This is a genomic window from Azospirillum sp. B21, assembly GCF_008364825.1.
Classification (GTDB): Bacteria; Pseudomonadota; Alphaproteobacteria; order Azospirillales; family Azospirillaceae; genus Azospirillum.
Genome location: NZ_VTTO01000001.1, coordinates 108862 through 123440, shown reverse-complemented (window position 1 = coordinate 123440; position 14579 = coordinate 108862). Strand labels below are relative to the sequence as shown.

Here is a 14579-nt window from a genome sequence, read left to right as displayed (position 1 = left end):
TTTTGCTTTGAAGAGATGTCGGCTTCGATGCCCCACCTTAATCCTCTCCCGCTCTCGGCCGGCCGAAGGTCGGTCTGATCCAGAGAGAGGGGACTACCGCCGCCATGCAAGCTCCTCCCTCTCCCACCGAGGGCGAGGGAGGGGGCCACCGCGACACCCTAGCGCCGCAGATCCCTGTCCAGATTCGGCTCCGCCAGGTCGCCGCTCAGGCGGGCGCGGTAGACCTGGACGGCTTCCAGCACGCGCTGGACGTAGTTGCGGGTCTCCGAGATCGGGATCAGCTCGATCCAGTCGACCACGTCCACCGCCTCGGTCCGCGGATCGCCGTAGGTCTGCAGCCACTGGCGCACGCGGTTCGGCCCCGCGTTGTAGCCGGCGATCGCCAGCACCCAGGAGCCGTTGAAGCGGTCGATCAGCTCCGACAGATAGGCCGAGCCCAACATGACGTTGTAGCCGGGATCCGACGTCAGCCGGGCTTGCGTGTGCTTCAGGCCGAGCTTGCCCGCCACCAGCTGCGCCGTGGACGGCATCAGCTGCATCAGGCCGCGGGCGCCGGCCGACGACACGATGGTGGGGTTGAAGGTGCTCTCCTGCCGGATGATGCCGTGGACCAGCGCCAGTTCCGGCGCCGCCGGCCGGGCGTCGATCATCGGATAGCCGGCCTCGACCAGGAATACCTCATTCTGCGCGGCGTCCTTGGCAGCGGCGACGGCGAGATCGCGGCGGCCGACCTCGCTCGCCAGCCGGGCGGCCAGCACGTAGTCGGCCGGGGACTTTGCATCCAGACTGATGCGGCGGACGAAGCTGCCCAGCCGCTCGTCGGTGCTGCCGCCGATCTCCGCCAGCAGGCGGGCGAGGCGCACCACCTCGCGCCGGTTGAAGGCGGAGGTATCGGCGCTGGACACCGACGGCGGCGGCGGCAGGGTCACCGCACCGTTGGAGACATGGCGGAAAGCCAGTTGGCCGTAGAAGGTGGTGGGGTAGGTGGCGGCCTTGGCGTACCAGTCGCGGGCCGGTTCCGTCTGCCCCAGCGCCTCCGCCGCCCGACCGCACCAGTAGGCGCCGCGCGCCTTGCTGATGGGGGCCGATACGGAGCGGTAGAGCTTGTGGAAATGGGCGAATGCCTCCGACGGCTTGTCGAGGAAGCGCAGCGCCAGGAATCCCGACAGGAACTCCGCGTCGGCGAAGGCGCTGCCCTCGCTCATGCCGTGGGTACTGACCAGACGGTAAGCGAGGTTGAAGTCGCCGCGCTCCATGGCCCGGCGGGTCAGCAGATGGCGTTCCGACCACCAGCCCTGCGGACGGCCCAGATCGGTGCCGGCCCGGGTCATGATCTCCAGCGCGCCGGCATCGTCGCCCTTGCGGCGCAGATAGCGGGCGCGGTCGAACATCAGGCCGGGATCGTCGCGCAGGGCGGGGGCGACTCGGGACAGCGCCGCGTCGGCGCCCGGACTGTCGCCGTCCAGGGCGATGCGCGCCTCGATCAGCGTGTCATAGGCCTCGTCGAAAAAGGGCAGCATCCGGCGCACCGGTGCGTCCTGTCTGGCCCAGAGCAGCCGGTCGATGCGCGCCTTGTGATCCAGCGTACGCAGATAGGGGGTGTAGTGGGCGAGGAAGGTCGCCTCCTCGTCCGGGGTGAAGGTGGCGTCGGCCCACTGCTTGCGGATCAGGCCGGTCGCGCGCTCCACGCTTCCGGTGGCGATCAGCGCATCGGCGTAGCGGACGAAGCCGTCGTTGGTCTGCGGCGGCGACTGGCGGAACCACTCCACCACCTCGGCCGGCGGGATGTCCGGCATCGCCAGTTCGGCCTGACGGCGCAGAGCCGCCATGTTGGGCCAGTCCGGATTGTCGCGGATGAAGGCCGTGATGTCGGCGAAGCTGCCGCCGCCGGGGTTGGCGAGCGCCATCCAGCGCAAAACCTTCGCCGGTAACGGGTCCTGCGCGCGGGACGCCGTGGCGAGCGCTTCGGCCAGCCGGTCGTTGTCCGCCAGCTTGAAAGCCTCGCGATAGACGGCGATGTCCTGGGCGCTCAGCGCCGCGGCGGGCAGGGCGCCGGGAACCGCGGCGATAAGGGTGAGGAGACCCGCGAAAACAGCGGTCCGGGCGCTCTTGCCGAGGGCGGCGGGGAGGGATAATGTGCGCAACTCTTTTTTCCAGCTAAGCCGACTGAGGAGGCAGCCATGTTCCACGGTTCCATCGTCGCCCTTCTGACTCCGTTCAAGGGCGGGAAAGTGGACGAGAAGGCCTTCCAGTCCTTCGTGGAGTGGCAGGTCGCCCAGGGCACGCACGGTTTGGTGCCCTGCGGCACCACCGGCGAGTCGCCGACCCTGTCCCACGAGGAACACAACCGCGTCGTGGAGCTTTGCATCGAGGCGGCCGGCGGCAAGGTGCCGGTGATGGCCGGCACCGGTTCCAACTCGACCGACGAGGCGATCGCGCTGACCCGACATGCCAAGCAGGCCGGCGCGCAGGCAGCGCTCGTGGTCACGCCCTACTACAACAAGCCGTCTCAAGAGGGTCTCTACCAGCATTTCAAGGCGATCCATGACGCGGCGGATTTGCCGATCTTCATTTACAACATTCCCGGCCGCAGTGTCGTGGATATGTCTGTGGCGACGATGGCGCGGCTTGCAAAGCTGCCCAACATCGTCGGCGTGAAGGACGCGACCGCCGATCTGTCCCGCCCGTCCCGCCTGCTGCAGGAGGTCGGCCCCGACTTCATCCAGCTGTCGGGCGAGGACGCCACGGCGCTGGCCTTCAACGCGCAGGGCGGCGTGGGCTGCATCTCCGTCACTGCCAACGTGGCGCCGGCGCTGTGCTCCGCCATGCAGACCGCCTGGGCCAAGGGCGACCTTCGGGAAGCATTCCGCCTGCGCGACGTGCTGTCGCCGCTGCACGACTCGATGTTCGTCGAGACCAGCCCGGCCCCGGTGAAGTTCGCCGCCAGCCTGTTGGGCCTCGGCAGCGACGAGGTGCGCCTGCCGCTGGTTCCGGCGTCCGACACCGCCCGTGCCGCCGTGCGTGGAGCCATGACCAAAGCCGGCCTGTTGTCCTAAGCGACGGAACGGGCCGTAGAGGAGAGAGACTTGGCGACGCGCGAGGAAGCGAAAAAATTTGCGGCGCAGAACCGCCGCGCGCGGTTCGACTTCTTCATCGACGACGTCCTCGAGGCCGGCATCATGCTGACCGGGTCGGAGGTGAAGTCATTGCGGGGCGGTCGCGCCAGTGTGAACGAGGCCTATGCCGGCCTGAAGGGCGGGGAGCTGTACCTGTTCAACGCGTACATCCCCGAGTATCTCCAGGCCGGCCGCGTCGATCAGCACGAGCCGAAGCGTCCGCGAAAGCTGCTGGTCCGCCGCCGCGAGCTGGACAAGCTCGCGGCCGGCATCAAGCAGAAGGGCGTCACGCTGGTGCCGATGTCCGTCTACTTCAACGACCGCGGCATCGCCAAGGTCGAGATCGGTCTCGCCACCGGCAAGAAGAAGCACGACAAGCGCCAGAACGAGAAGGAACGCAGTTGGCAGCGCGACAAGGCGCGGCTGATGCGCGACAAGGGCTGATTAGGTGGCACGTTTAGACAACCGGGCCACGGACCGCGACCAGACCGTCGCCGCCGTGGCCGCCGAAGCCCTGTCCGACATCCGGCCGCAAGGCCGGATTCTCGTCGCTTTCGACAGCGACGGCGCCATCGCCGAGGCTCTGCGCGACGGCGGGGCGGAGGTGGTGGTTTGGAACCGGCTCGCTGTCGGCGGGCAGGCCGCCACGCCCTGGCCGGCGGAGGGACCGTTCGACGGCGCCGTGCTGCGCCTGCCGCGCGGCTGGGCCGGGTTCGAAATGGCGTTGCATGCGCTGGCCTCTCGCCTTGCCCCCGGTGCTCCGCTGTGGATCGCCGGCGGCAACGACGAAGGCGTGACCAGCGCGCCGAAGCATCTCGACGGGCTGGCCGGAGACGCGGAGACGTTGATCATCAAGCGGCGCGCCCGGCTGCTGCTGACGCACCGCACCGATGTTCCGGCCAAGGGGGCGCTGGAGGATTGGCGGCAGACCGTCACCCTGACACTGCCGGACCGGACGCTGGAATTGGTGTCCTACCCCGGCCTGTTCGCCCACGGCCATCTGGACGCCGGCACCGAATGCCTGCTGAAGGTGCTGCCGGAGGTGGCCGCCGGAACACGGGTGCTGGATTTCGGCTGCGGTGCCGGGGTGATCGCGCGGGCGGTGCGGGAACGTCAGCCGGAGGCGCCGCTGACCCTGCTGGACATCGACGCGGTGGCGCTGCACGCCGCCCGCCAGAATGTGCCGGATGCCGAACTGGTGCTGAGCGACGGGCTGACGGGGCTCGGCACCCGCGAACGCTTCGGCCTGATCCTGTCCAATCCGCCGCTCCACCGCGGCAAGGACGAGGACTTCGGCATGCTCGACGCGCTGGTGGCGGGGACCAAGCAGTATCTGAAGCTGCGCGGCACCCTGGTGGCGGTGACCCAGCGGACGGCCGGCGTCGGCAAGCTGTTCAAGGCGGCCTTCGGTCACAGCGACATGCTGCTGGAGACCACGCAGTTCCAGGTGTGGGCGGGGACGCCGAAGTAGAAGGGCATCGGCCGGCGAATGCCTCCTCCCTAATCCTCCCCCGCCCGGCGGGGGAGGATCAAGGTGGGGGGCTAACCCCGCAAGCCTCAAGCCGTCTCCCGCTCCACCGATAACGCGCGCGGCAGTTTGAAGACGATGTTCTCGGTCGCGGTGCGCAGTTCCTCCACCGTTACGTCGAATCGCGCGCGGGCGGCTTCGATGACCTCCTCCACCAGCACTTCCGGGGCGGACGCGCCGGCGGTGATGCCGAGCCGGGCGACGCCGGCCAGTGCGCTCCAATCGATCTCGGCGGCGCGCTGGACCAGCTGGGCGGCCGGGCAGCCGTGGATCTTCGCCACCTCCACCAGACGCTTGGAATTCGACGAGTTCGGCGCACCGAGAACCAGCAGCGCATCCACCTTCGGCGCGATGGCCTTCACCGCCGCCTGACGGTTGGTGGTGGCGTAGCAGATGTCCTCTTTCTTCGGACCGGCGATGGCGGGGAAGCGGGCCTGGAGCGCGGCCAGGATCTCCGTCGTCTCGTCGACCGACAGCGTGGTCTGGGTGGCGTAGGCGAGGTTTTCCGGATCCCGGACTTCCAGCGTGGCAACATCGGCCACGCTCTCCACCAGCACGACGGCTCCGTCCGGCAGCTGACCCATGGTGCCGATCACCTCCGGATGCCCGGCATGGCCGATCAGGACGATCTGACGGCCGTCCTCGAAATGGCGTTCAGCCTCGCGGTGGACCTTGCTGACCAGCGGGCAGGTGGCGTCGAGATAGAACAGGCCGCGCGCCTCCGCCGCCTGCGGCACCGATTTCGGCACGCCATGGGCGGAGAACACCACCGGGCGGCCATCCGGCACCTCGGTCAGTTCGTCGACGAAGACGGCGCCCTTGGCTTCCAGGCTCTCGACCACAAATCGGTTGTGGACGATCTCGTGCCGGACATAGACCGGCGCCCCGAAGCGGTCCAACGCCGTCTCGACGATCTGGATCGCCCGGTCGACGCCGGCGCAAAAGCCGCGCGGAGCCGCCAGCAGGATCGTCAAGGGCTGGAGGGCCGGGGAATTGGTGGTGGTCATATGCGCTGTTCCGCCCTTGCGTAGAATACGTGCCCTAAGGTGGCCCTGTGCCGAACCGTCGCAAGGGATAGAACCCCCGCGCGGTCTTGTGCCGGTCAAGCTGGGACACTAAAGTCGCGGTCCAACAGCCCGTTAACCGATCAGGCCGAACCGATGGACCGCCGCGACCGTAATATAGGAACCCCCGCCCGGAAAAGCCTGCTGGCGTCCCTGATGCGTAAGAGCCGCCCTGCGCTGCTCGCCGCCGGGGCCGTTGCGGTGCTGTCCGGCTGTTCCGGCCTGGGACCGAACGACCCGGCGGACGCGGCGCTGGCCTGCCCGAAGGTCAACATCGTCCGTGACCTGCAGGAGGTGACGGTCTTCCGCCCCGGCGGCAAGGATCTGACCGATCTGGAGTCGCGCGCCGCCCTGGTCGATTACACCGGCAACTGCGAATACACCAGCAGCGGCGTCACGGTGAACGTGAACGTCTTCCTGGTTGCCGAGCGCGGCCCGGCCTTGCCGGGCAACACCGCCAAGTACCAGTATTTCGTGGCGCTGGCCCAGCCTGACGACACGTTGGTGTCGAAGGCCTATTTCGACACCGACGTGACCTTCGTCACCGGCCAGCCGCGCGCCGGCACCAGGGAGGAACTGGCCCCGCGGATCCCGCTGCCCAAGGACGCCAACGCCAAGGACTGGAAGATCTATCTCGGCTTCCAGCTGACGCCGGAGCAGTTGGAGTTCAACCGGACGCAGATGAAGAAGTAAGGCGGATCGTTAGCATGCGTCGTCGGCCGTCATCCCGCGAAGACGGGAATCCATTCGTATCAAGTGCTTGGTCCGAAAGTCTGGATCCCCGCCTTCGCGGGGATGACGGTCCGCAAAAGCCCGGCAATCTCGCCGGATCCGTCGATTGACAAACCTGTCTATTCGCGACAGTGTGCCGCCATCACGCCGATGATCCCTCGCGGGAGAGATCGCTTTCGAGACATCCGGGAACGGGTAGCCTCGCAGGCGGCGCCGAAGGAGCAACCGCCCCCGGAAACTCTCAGGCAAAAGGACCGCAAGGGGATAAGGCAACTCTGGAAAGCAGCCTCGGCGCTCACCCGCCGCGACTCACCGAAGGAGTAAACCGGGTGTCCGGCTCGACCGGACGGCGGTGAATCTCTCAGGTCCAAGACAGAGGGGGCAGCTTCCTGCACCGATCCCGGTGCGGGCGCTGAAACCTTGTCGGAGGACCCGCGTGACCGAGGCCGCAACCGCTCTCAAGACCACCCCGCTGCACGCGCTCCATGTCGAGCTTGGCGCCCGCATGGTGCCTTTCGCCGGCTATGACATGCCGGTGCAGTATCCGCTGGGCATCCTGAAGGAGCACCAGCACACCCGCGAGAAGGCAGGGCTGTTCGACGTGTCCCACATGGGGCAGGTCCGCCTGACCGGGGCCGACCCGGCCGCCGCCCTGGAAACGCTGGTCCCCGGCGACATCAAGGGACTGGCGCAGGGCCGCATGCGCTACACGCTGTTCCTGAACGAGCAGGGCGGCATCCTCGACGACCTGATGGTGACCAATGCCGGCGACCACCTGTTCCTGGTGGTGAACGCCGCCTGCAAGGAGCAGGACGTCGCACATCTGCGCGAGAAGCTGGCCGGCAAGGCGGAGGTCGAACTGCTGGACGATCTGGCGCTGATGGCGCTCCAGGGTCCGATGGCCGCCGAGGTGATGGCCCGCTTCGTGCCGGAAGCCGCCACCATGAAGTTCATGAGCTACCTGTCCGCCACCTTCAAGGGCGTGCCGGTGATCCTGACCCGCTCCGGCTACACCGGCGAGGACGGCTACGAGATCTCCTGCGACAAGGCCGATGCGGAGATGATCGCCCGTGCGCTGCTGGCCGAATCGGAGGTCGAGGCGATCGGGCTGGGCGCCCGAGACTCGCTGCGGCTGGAAGCCGGGCTCTGCCTGTACGGCCACGACATCGACACCACCACGACGCCGGTGGAAGGCGCGCTGGAATGGACGCTGCCGAAGCGCCGCCGCGCCGAAGGCGGTTTCCCCGGCTATGACATCATCCACCGGCAGCTGACCGAAGGCGCCACCCGCCGCCGCGTCGGCATTCAGCCGGAAGGCCGCCAGCCGGCCCGCGAGCACACGGAAATCCGGGACGCCAACGGCACCCTTATCGGCGAGATCACCAGCGGCGGCTTCGGCCCGACCGCCGGGGCGCCGGTGGCAATGGGCTATGTCGACATTGCGAACTCCGCGGTGGGCACGCCGCTGACGCTGGTTGTGCGCGGCAAGCCGCTGCCCGCCCGCGTCGCCGCCACGCCCTTCGTGCCGCAACGCTATTACCGGGGCTGATGCCTCGGCATTACCAACCACAAGCAACCGTATTGAACAGGGGCTCCTTCAGATGACCAAGAAATTCACCAAGGACCACGAGTGGGTTCTCGTCGAGGGCGACATCGCCACCGTCGGCGTCTCCGACTTTGCGCAGAGCCAGCTGGGCGACGTGGTGTTCGTCGAACTGCCCGAAGCCGGCCGCGAGCTGGAGCAGGGCAAGGAAGCCGCCGTCGTCGAATCGGTGAAAGCCGCCAGCGACGTCTATGCCCCGGTGTCGGGCACCGTCATCGAGGCCAACCAGGCCCTGGTGGACGACCCGTCGATGGTCAACAGCGCCGCCGAGACCGACGGCTGGTTCTTCAAGATCCAGTTGAAGGACGCCTCCGAACTGGATGCCCTGATGGACGAAGCGGCCTACAAGGCCTTCGTGGAGGAATCCCACTAACATGCGCTATCTGCCCCTGACCGAGGCCGACCGGCAGTCGATGCTGGAGGCCATCCGCGCAACATCGGTCGAAGACCTGTTCCGCGACGTTCCAAAGTCGGCCCGTCTGGCCGGCCCGATCGGGGGCTTGCCCAACCATATGGGCGAGCTTGAGGTCGAACGGCTGCTGGGTTCCATGGCGGCCAAGAATGTGCCGGCGGGGAGCGTGCCCAGCTTCCTCGGCGCCGGCGCCTACCGCCACCATGTGCCCGCCACCGTCGACCATCTGGTCCAGCGCGGCGAGTTCCTGACCGCCTATACCCCGTACCAGCCGGAGGTGAGCCAGGGCACGCTGCAGGTCCTGTTCGAATTCCAGACCCAGGTCGCCCTGCTGACCGGCATGGATGTGGCCAACGCCTCCATGTATGACGGCGCCACCTCCTGTGCCGAAGCGGTGATGATGGCCAACCGCATCACCCGGCGGAAGAAGGCGATCCTGTCCGGCGGCCTGCACCCGCATTACCGCGACGTGACCACCACCGATGCCCGCTTCATCGGGTTCGAGGCGGTGGCCCTGCCGGCCGCCCCGACCGGCGGCGAGGATCTGCTGGCGCTGGTCGACGACAAGACGTCCTGCGTCGTCGTGCAGAACCCCGACGTGTTCGGCCATGTCCGCGACTACACCGATCTGGCCGCCGCCTGTCAGGCCAAGGGCGCCCTGCTGATCGTCGTGGTGACGGAGGCGCTGTCGCTCGGCCTGTTGACGCCGCCCGGCGACATGGGCGCCGACATCGTCGCGGCGGAAGGCCAGTCCTTCGGCAACGCGCTGAACTTCGGCGGCCCCTATGTCGGGCTGTTCGCGGTGAAGGACAAGTATGTCCGCCAGATGCCGGGCCGCCTGTGCGGCGAGACGGTGGACGCCGACGGCCGCCGCGGCTTCGTGCTGACGCTCTCCACCCGCGAGCAGCACATCCGCCGCGAGAAGGCGACCTCGAACATCTGCACCAACTCCGGCCTATGCGCGCTGGCCTTCTCGATCCATGTCAGCCTGTTGGGCGAGGCGGGGATCACGCAGCTGGCCCAGCTGAACCACACCAAAGCGGTCCAGATGGCCGACAAGCTGGCGGCGGTGCCGGGTGTACAGGTGCTGAATGACGGCTTCTTCAACGAATTCACCGTGAAGCTGCCGAAGCCGGCCGCAGCGGTGGTCGAGGAACTGGCCAAGCGCCGCATCCTCGGCGGCGTGCCGGTATCGCGCCTCTATCCTGGCGCGATGGAAGACCTGCTGCTGGTCGCCGTCACCGAGACCAACACCGACGCCGACATGGACGCCTTCGCGGCTGCCTTGACCGAGGTTCTGGCATGAGCATGAACAACCAGGGCCGTCCGTCGGCCATCCCTGCGAACTCGGGCGCTTTCGACGGCGTGACCGGCACCGTCACCGGCAACCGCGGCCTGCAGATCGAAGAGCCGCTGATCTTCGAACAGGACAGCGCCGGCCGCACCGGTGTCGACCTGCCCGACGTGCCGAAGGTGGCCTCGCGCCTGGGTGCGGTGAAGCCGCGCGCCAAGGTGGGGCTGCCCGGCCTCGCCGAGCCGCAGGTGGTCCGCCACTACACCCGGTTGTCGCAGAAGAACTACGCCATCGACAGCGGGTTCTATCCGCTGGGCTCCTGCACGATGAAGCACAACCCGCGCCTGAACGAAAAGATGGCGCGGCTCCCCGGCTTCTCCGACGTGCATCCGCTGCAGCCGGTCAGCACGGTGCAGGGTGCGCTGGAACTGATGGACCAGCTGGCCCATTGGCTGAAGACGCTGACCGGCATGGCCGCGGTGACGCTGGCGCCCGCCGCCGGTGCCCATGGCGAGATGTGCGGCATCATGGCGATCCGCGCCGCGCATGAGGCCAAGGGCGACAGCGGCCGCACCAAGATCCTGGTGCCGGAAAGCGCCCACGGCACCAATCCGGCGACCGCCGCCGCCTGCGGCTACAGCGTCGACGCCATCCCGGCGACCGCCGACGGCCGCGTCGACCTGGAGGCGCTGAAGGCCAAGCTCGGTCCCGACGTGGCCGGCCTGATGCTGACCAACCCCAACACCTGCGGCCTGTTCGAGCGCGACATCATAGCTATCGCCGACGCGGTGCACGAGGCGGGCGGCTATTTCTACTGCGACGGCGCCAACTTCAACGCCATCGTCGGGCGGGTGCGTCCGGCCGATCTCGGCATCGACGTCATGCACATCAACCTGCACAAGACCTTCTCCACCCCGCATGGCGGCGGCGGTCCGGGGTCGGGGCCGGTGGTGTTCGCGGAGTCGCTGGCACCCTACATCCCGGTGCCTTACGTGACGCATGGCAAGGACGGCTTCGCGCTGGTCGAGAATGCCGGCGAGGGCCCGGCCTTCGGCCGCATGAAGGCCTTCCACGGCCAGATGGGCATGTTCGTCCGCGCCCTGTCCTACATGCTCAGCCACGGTGCCGATGGACTGTGGCAGGCATCGGGTGACGCGGTGCTGAACGCCAACTACGTCATGGCGCGGCTGGAGGACGTGATGACGGCCTCCTTCGAAGGGCCGTGCATGCACGAGTGCCTGTTCGACGACCGCTTCCTGAAGGGGACGGGGGTCACCACGCTCGACATGGCGAAGGCCCTGATCGACGAGGGCTTCCACCCGATGACCATGTATTTCCCGCTGGTCGTCCACGGTGCCCTGCTGATCGAGCCGACCGAGACGGAAAGCAAGGCCAGCCTCGACCAGTTCGTCGAGGCTCTGCGCGCGCTGGCCGAGCGGGCGAAGTCGGGCGATGTGACCTACTTCCAGGCCGCTCCGCGCCTGACGCCGCGCCGTCGCCTGGACGAGACCGCTGCGGCCCGCAAGCCGGTCCTGCGCTGGACCCCGCCGGTCGTGGCGGAGGCTCTGGCGGCGGAGTAAAAACTCCCTCTTCCCCCTGGGGAGAGGGGCGGGGTCCGCGAAGCGGGAAGGGTGAGGGGTGATTCAAGGAACCAAGTGCCGGAACCTTGGATCACCCCTCACCCTTCCCACGCCTTCGGCGCGGGTCCCTCCCTCTCCCGGTGCGGGAGAGGGAAACCTCACAGCTCATTTGTCGGTCTTGTCTACGTACTTGTCGGCCTTCTTCTGATCCTCGGCGGCCTCGCGGGACATTTCCTCGCCGATCTTCGGATCGATGCTCTTGGCTTCCTCGATCAGGTCGCGCGCCTTGCGGGCGTCGCCGTCGGCGGCCTTGTCCAGGGCCTGTTCGGCCAGATCGTGGGCCTTCTTGTGTTCCGGGCTGTCTTCGTGGCGGGTTGCCATGGGAATTTCTCCTGAGCTGGGCTGTGTCTGAACGGGTCGTTGTCCAACAGGTCCCATCCGGCCAAGTTCCGGCCCCCGCAGCGCACAAAATTTTTTGAAGAGCATGGAATAGGGAAGTCGGTCTGTCCGTTTGTGCTGACGTCCGGTGGCGAACGGCCACCCTGCAACAGGGCAACGCGAACTCCCCATGAGCAACCCGAAGAACTCGATCCGGCGCGCAGCCATCGCCGCCGCACTGCTGGCCGTGACCGCCGGCCACGCGTCCTTCTGGTCCTGGCGCAATGCGCCGACGCCGGTGGAGGCGGAGCCCGGACGTATCGAATCCGTATCCTACTCGCCGTCGGGCCGCAGCTACGATCCCAACGATCAGCCGGTGGTGCCGCGCAAGGAGATCGAGAAGGACATGGCCGCCATCGTCGGCTTCGCCGATGGCGTCCGTACCTACTCCACGCTCGGTTCGCAGGGCGAGGTCCCGGAAATCGCGATCTCCAAGGGCCTGGACGTCACGCTCGGCATCTGGTTGAGCGAGGACAAGTCCCGGAACGAGCGCGAGATCCTGCACGCCGTCGCTCTGGCCAAGGAATTCCGCGGCATCAAGCGCATCATCGTCGGCAACGAGACGCTGCTGCGCGCCGAACTGACCGATGCCGAACTGGCCGCCTACATCAAGCGCGTGCGCGCCGCCGTTCCCGCCACCATCAAGGTCGGCACCGCCGACGTGTGGTCGGAGATGATCAAGGCCGACGCCACGGTGAAGGCCTCCGACTTCATGGGCGTCCACGTCCTGCCCTACTGGGAAGGCGTGCCGGCTTCCGATGCTCTGACCTGGATCCGCGACCGTCTTGACACCGTGCGCAAGTCGCACCCGGGCAAGCCCCTGTTCGTCGGTGAGGTCGGCTGGCCGTCGGGCGGCGAAAACTTCCACGACGCCTACCCGACGCCGGAAGCGCAGGCCGCCGTCGTCCGTGGCTTCGCGGCGGAAGCCAATGCACTTGGGATTCATTACAACGTCGTCGAGGCTTTCGACGGCATCTGGAAGTCGACCATCGAAGGCTCGCCCGGCCCGACCTGGGGCGTGCTGGACGCCGACCGTCAGCCCAAATGGGCGATGACCGGCGCCGTCGCTGCCTCCTATGGCGAGCGGGTCGGTGCGGGCGTCGCCCTGGCCGTCGGTCTTGCCCTGTCGGCCTTCGCAGTGTTCCGCCGCCGGACCAACGCCGGCTTCGCGCTGGCCGCCTCGATGGGCGCCAACATCATCGGCTTCGCCATCGGCTCGGCGGTTGCCGGTGCCTTCGCCGAGTACCTGACCTTCGGTGCGGTCACCACCTGGGGCTCCGCCTTCGCGCTGGGCGCCCTGATGATGAGCGTCGCCTTCGCCGATCTGGTCGACGTCGCCCGCCGTCTGCTGACCGGCCGCGCCCCGGCCCTGCTGCCGCACACGGTTCCCGCCGTCGAGCACAAGCCGATGGTCTCCATCCACGTCGCCGCCTGCCGCGAGCAGCCGGACGTGCTGAACGCCACGCTGGCCTCGCTGTCGCGGCTGGACTATCCGAACTATGAGGTCGTCGTCCTCATCAACAACACCGAGGAGGAGCATCTCGTCCGCCCGGTGGAGGAGATGTGCCGGGCGCTCGGTCCGAAGTTCAAGTTCCACTGGTACAAGAAGATCTCCGGCTTCAAGGCCGGCGCCCTGAACGCCGCGCTGCGCCACACCGATAAGGATGCCGAGATCGTCGCCGTGCTGGATGCCGACTACACCGTGTCGCCCGACTGGCTGTCCAAGCTGGCCCCGACCTTCGCCGATCCGTCGGTCGGCATCGTTCAGGCCCCGCAGGAGCACCGCGACGGCCACGAGACTGCTCTGAAGGCCGCCATGACCGCCGAGTACCGCCCCTTCTTCGACGTCGGCATGCAGGAGGGCGTGTCGTCCCAGGCCTTCATCTGCCACGGCACGATGATCATGCTGCGCCGGTCGGCGATGGATCAGGTCGGCGGCTGGTCGGAAGCCGGCATCTGCGAGGACACCGAGCTGGGCCTGCGCATCCTGTCGGCCGGCTACCGCGCCGCCTACACCGACGAACGGCTGGGCGCCGGTCTGGCCCCGGACAACTTCATGCAGTTCCGCAAGCAGCGTGACCGCTGGGTGTTCGGCTCCACGCAGATCGTCCGGGCCCACTGGAAGAAGTTCCTGCCGGGTTCGGCCGAGCTGAGCGCGCGGCAGAAGCTGGGCTACGTCACCAACTGGATCCGCTGGTGGTCCGACGCCGTCGGTCTGTTCGCCGCCGCAGCCGCCGTGGTCTGGACCTTCGCCTCGCTGGTTCTGCCGCTGCACCTGCCGCCGGTGGCCGCCACCGCCGCCGTGCTGGGTGCCCTGGTCCTGCGTGCCGGCTCCAGCCTGCTGGCCTCGCGCTACGCCTCCGGCAACAGCTGGAAGGAGAGCCTGGGCGCCTGCGCCGTCGGCATGGCGCTGTCCACCACCGTCGCCCTGGCCGTCGTCCGTGGCCTGTTCCGCAAGCACGACGCCTTCCGGGTGACCGCCAAGGGAGGCAAGCGCACCGCCGGCCGCTTCTGCGCCAAGCCGGAAGCTTGGCTGTCCGCCGCCCTGGTTGCCGCGTCCGCCACCGCCGCGCTGGCCAACCCGCTGGGCACCCTGTCGCTGGAACTGTGGTCGATGCTGCTCGCCGCCATGGCGGTGCCGAACCTGATGGCCGTCGCCTTCGGCATCGGTGACATGTTGCCGGTCCGCGAGACCAAGCCGGCGCCGGTCCCCGCCACCCAGCAGGCAAAGCCGGCCGGCCAGGAGCAGGGGGCGAACCAGCCGATCGCGGCGTAATCTCTCTCCTCCTTATGCAACAACGGCCCCTTTCCC

General features: G+C 68.0%; 12 protein-coding genes and 1 riboswitch. Of the genes, 9 read left to right on the top strand and 3 right to left on the bottom strand.

Going from position 1 to position 14579, the window contains the following annotated elements; all coding sequences use genetic code 11:
• Positions 1-158 precede the first annotated feature (158 nt).
• Positions 159-2144, bottom strand: a complete 1986-nt coding sequence (locus tag FZ983_RS00620) for a lytic transglycosylase domain-containing protein (RefSeq protein ID WP_149221720.1) — start codon at positions 2142-2144, stop codon at positions 159-161.
• Between the two features lie 36 nt (positions 2145-2180).
• Here FZ983_RS00620 and dapA point away from each other — a divergent pair, with 36 nt between their 5' ends.
• Genes dapA through FZ983_RS00605 form a run of 3 tightly spaced genes read left to right on the top strand, consistent with a single transcriptional unit; the run spans position 2181 to position 4587 of the window.
• Positions 2181-3056: a 4-hydroxy-tetrahydrodipicolinate synthase gene (dapA, locus tag FZ983_RS00615; protein ID WP_149221719.1), complete on the top strand. Its 876-nt coding sequence runs from the start codon at positions 2181-2183 to the stop codon at positions 3054-3056.
• A 30-nt stretch (positions 3057-3086) separates the two neighbouring features.
• Positions 3087-3560 carry an SsrA-binding protein SmpB gene (smpB, locus tag FZ983_RS00610; protein WP_109074785.1) on the top strand — a complete coding sequence of 158 codons (474 nt, stop codon included), beginning with the start codon at positions 3087-3089 and terminating at the stop codon, positions 3558-3560.
• Between the two features lie 4 nt (positions 3561-3564).
• On the top strand, positions 3565-4587 hold the full coding sequence (locus FZ983_RS00605; RefSeq protein ID WP_149221718.1) for a methyltransferase: 1023 nt from the start codon (positions 3565-3567) through the stop codon (positions 4585-4587).
• 86 nt (positions 4588-4673) lie between these two features.
• Here FZ983_RS00605 and ispH read toward each other — a convergent pair whose 3' ends face one another.
• On the bottom strand, positions 4674-5651 hold the full coding sequence (gene ispH / locus FZ983_RS00600) for a 4-hydroxy-3-methylbut-2-enyl diphosphate reductase (RefSeq protein ID WP_149221717.1): 978 nt from the start codon (positions 5649-5651) through the stop codon (positions 4674-4676).
• Positions 5652-5864: 213 nt separating this feature from the next.
• On the opposite strand from ispH, the gene FZ983_RS00595 reads away from it, so the two are divergent.
• The 5 genes from FZ983_RS00595 (at position 5865) to gcvPB (ending at position 11329) form a co-directional block, all read left to right on the top strand.
• On the top strand, positions 5865-6401 hold the full coding sequence (locus tag FZ983_RS00595; protein ID WP_149221716.1) for a lipoprotein: 537 nt from the start codon (positions 5865-5867) through the stop codon (positions 6399-6401).
• 190 nt (positions 6402-6591) lie between these two features.
• Positions 6592-6707, top strand: a riboswitch (glycine riboswitch).
• Positions 6708-6876: 169 nt separating this feature from the next.
• On the top strand, positions 6877-7989 hold the full coding sequence (gcvT, locus tag FZ983_RS00590) for a glycine cleavage system aminomethyltransferase GcvT (RefSeq protein ID WP_149221715.1): 1113 nt from the start codon (positions 6877-6879) through the stop codon (positions 7987-7989).
• A 52-nt stretch (positions 7990-8041) separates the two neighbouring features.
• Positions 8042-8416, top strand: coding sequence for a glycine cleavage system protein GcvH (gene gcvH / locus FZ983_RS00585; protein WP_149221714.1), 375 nt, complete (start codon positions 8042-8044; stop codon positions 8414-8416).
• Position 8417: 1 nt separating this feature from the next.
• Entirely contained in the window at positions 8418-9761 is a 1344-nt protein-coding gene (gene gcvPA / locus FZ983_RS00580; RefSeq protein ID WP_149221713.1) for an aminomethyl-transferring glycine dehydrogenase subunit GcvPA, read from the top strand.
• Entirely contained in the window at positions 9758-11329 is a 1572-nt protein-coding gene (gcvPB, locus tag FZ983_RS00575; protein WP_149221712.1) for an aminomethyl-transferring glycine dehydrogenase subunit GcvPB, read from the top strand. The genes gcvPA and gcvPB overlap by 4 nt, the downstream gene beginning before the upstream one ends.
• Positions 11330-11494: 165 nt before the next feature.
• On the opposite strand, the gene FZ983_RS00570 is transcribed toward gcvPB, so the two are convergent.
• Positions 11495-11710, bottom strand: coding sequence for a hypothetical protein (locus tag FZ983_RS00570; protein ID WP_014247592.1), 216 nt, complete (start codon positions 11708-11710; stop codon positions 11495-11497).
• Between the two features lie 187 nt (positions 11711-11897).
• Between FZ983_RS00570 and FZ983_RS00565 the strand changes: the two genes are divergently transcribed.
• Complete coding sequence (locus tag FZ983_RS00565) at positions 11898-14543, top strand: glycosyltransferase (protein ID WP_149221711.1); 2646 nt, start codon at positions 11898-11900, stop codon at positions 14541-14543.
• The last annotated feature ends 36 nt before the right edge of the window (positions 14544-14579 follow it).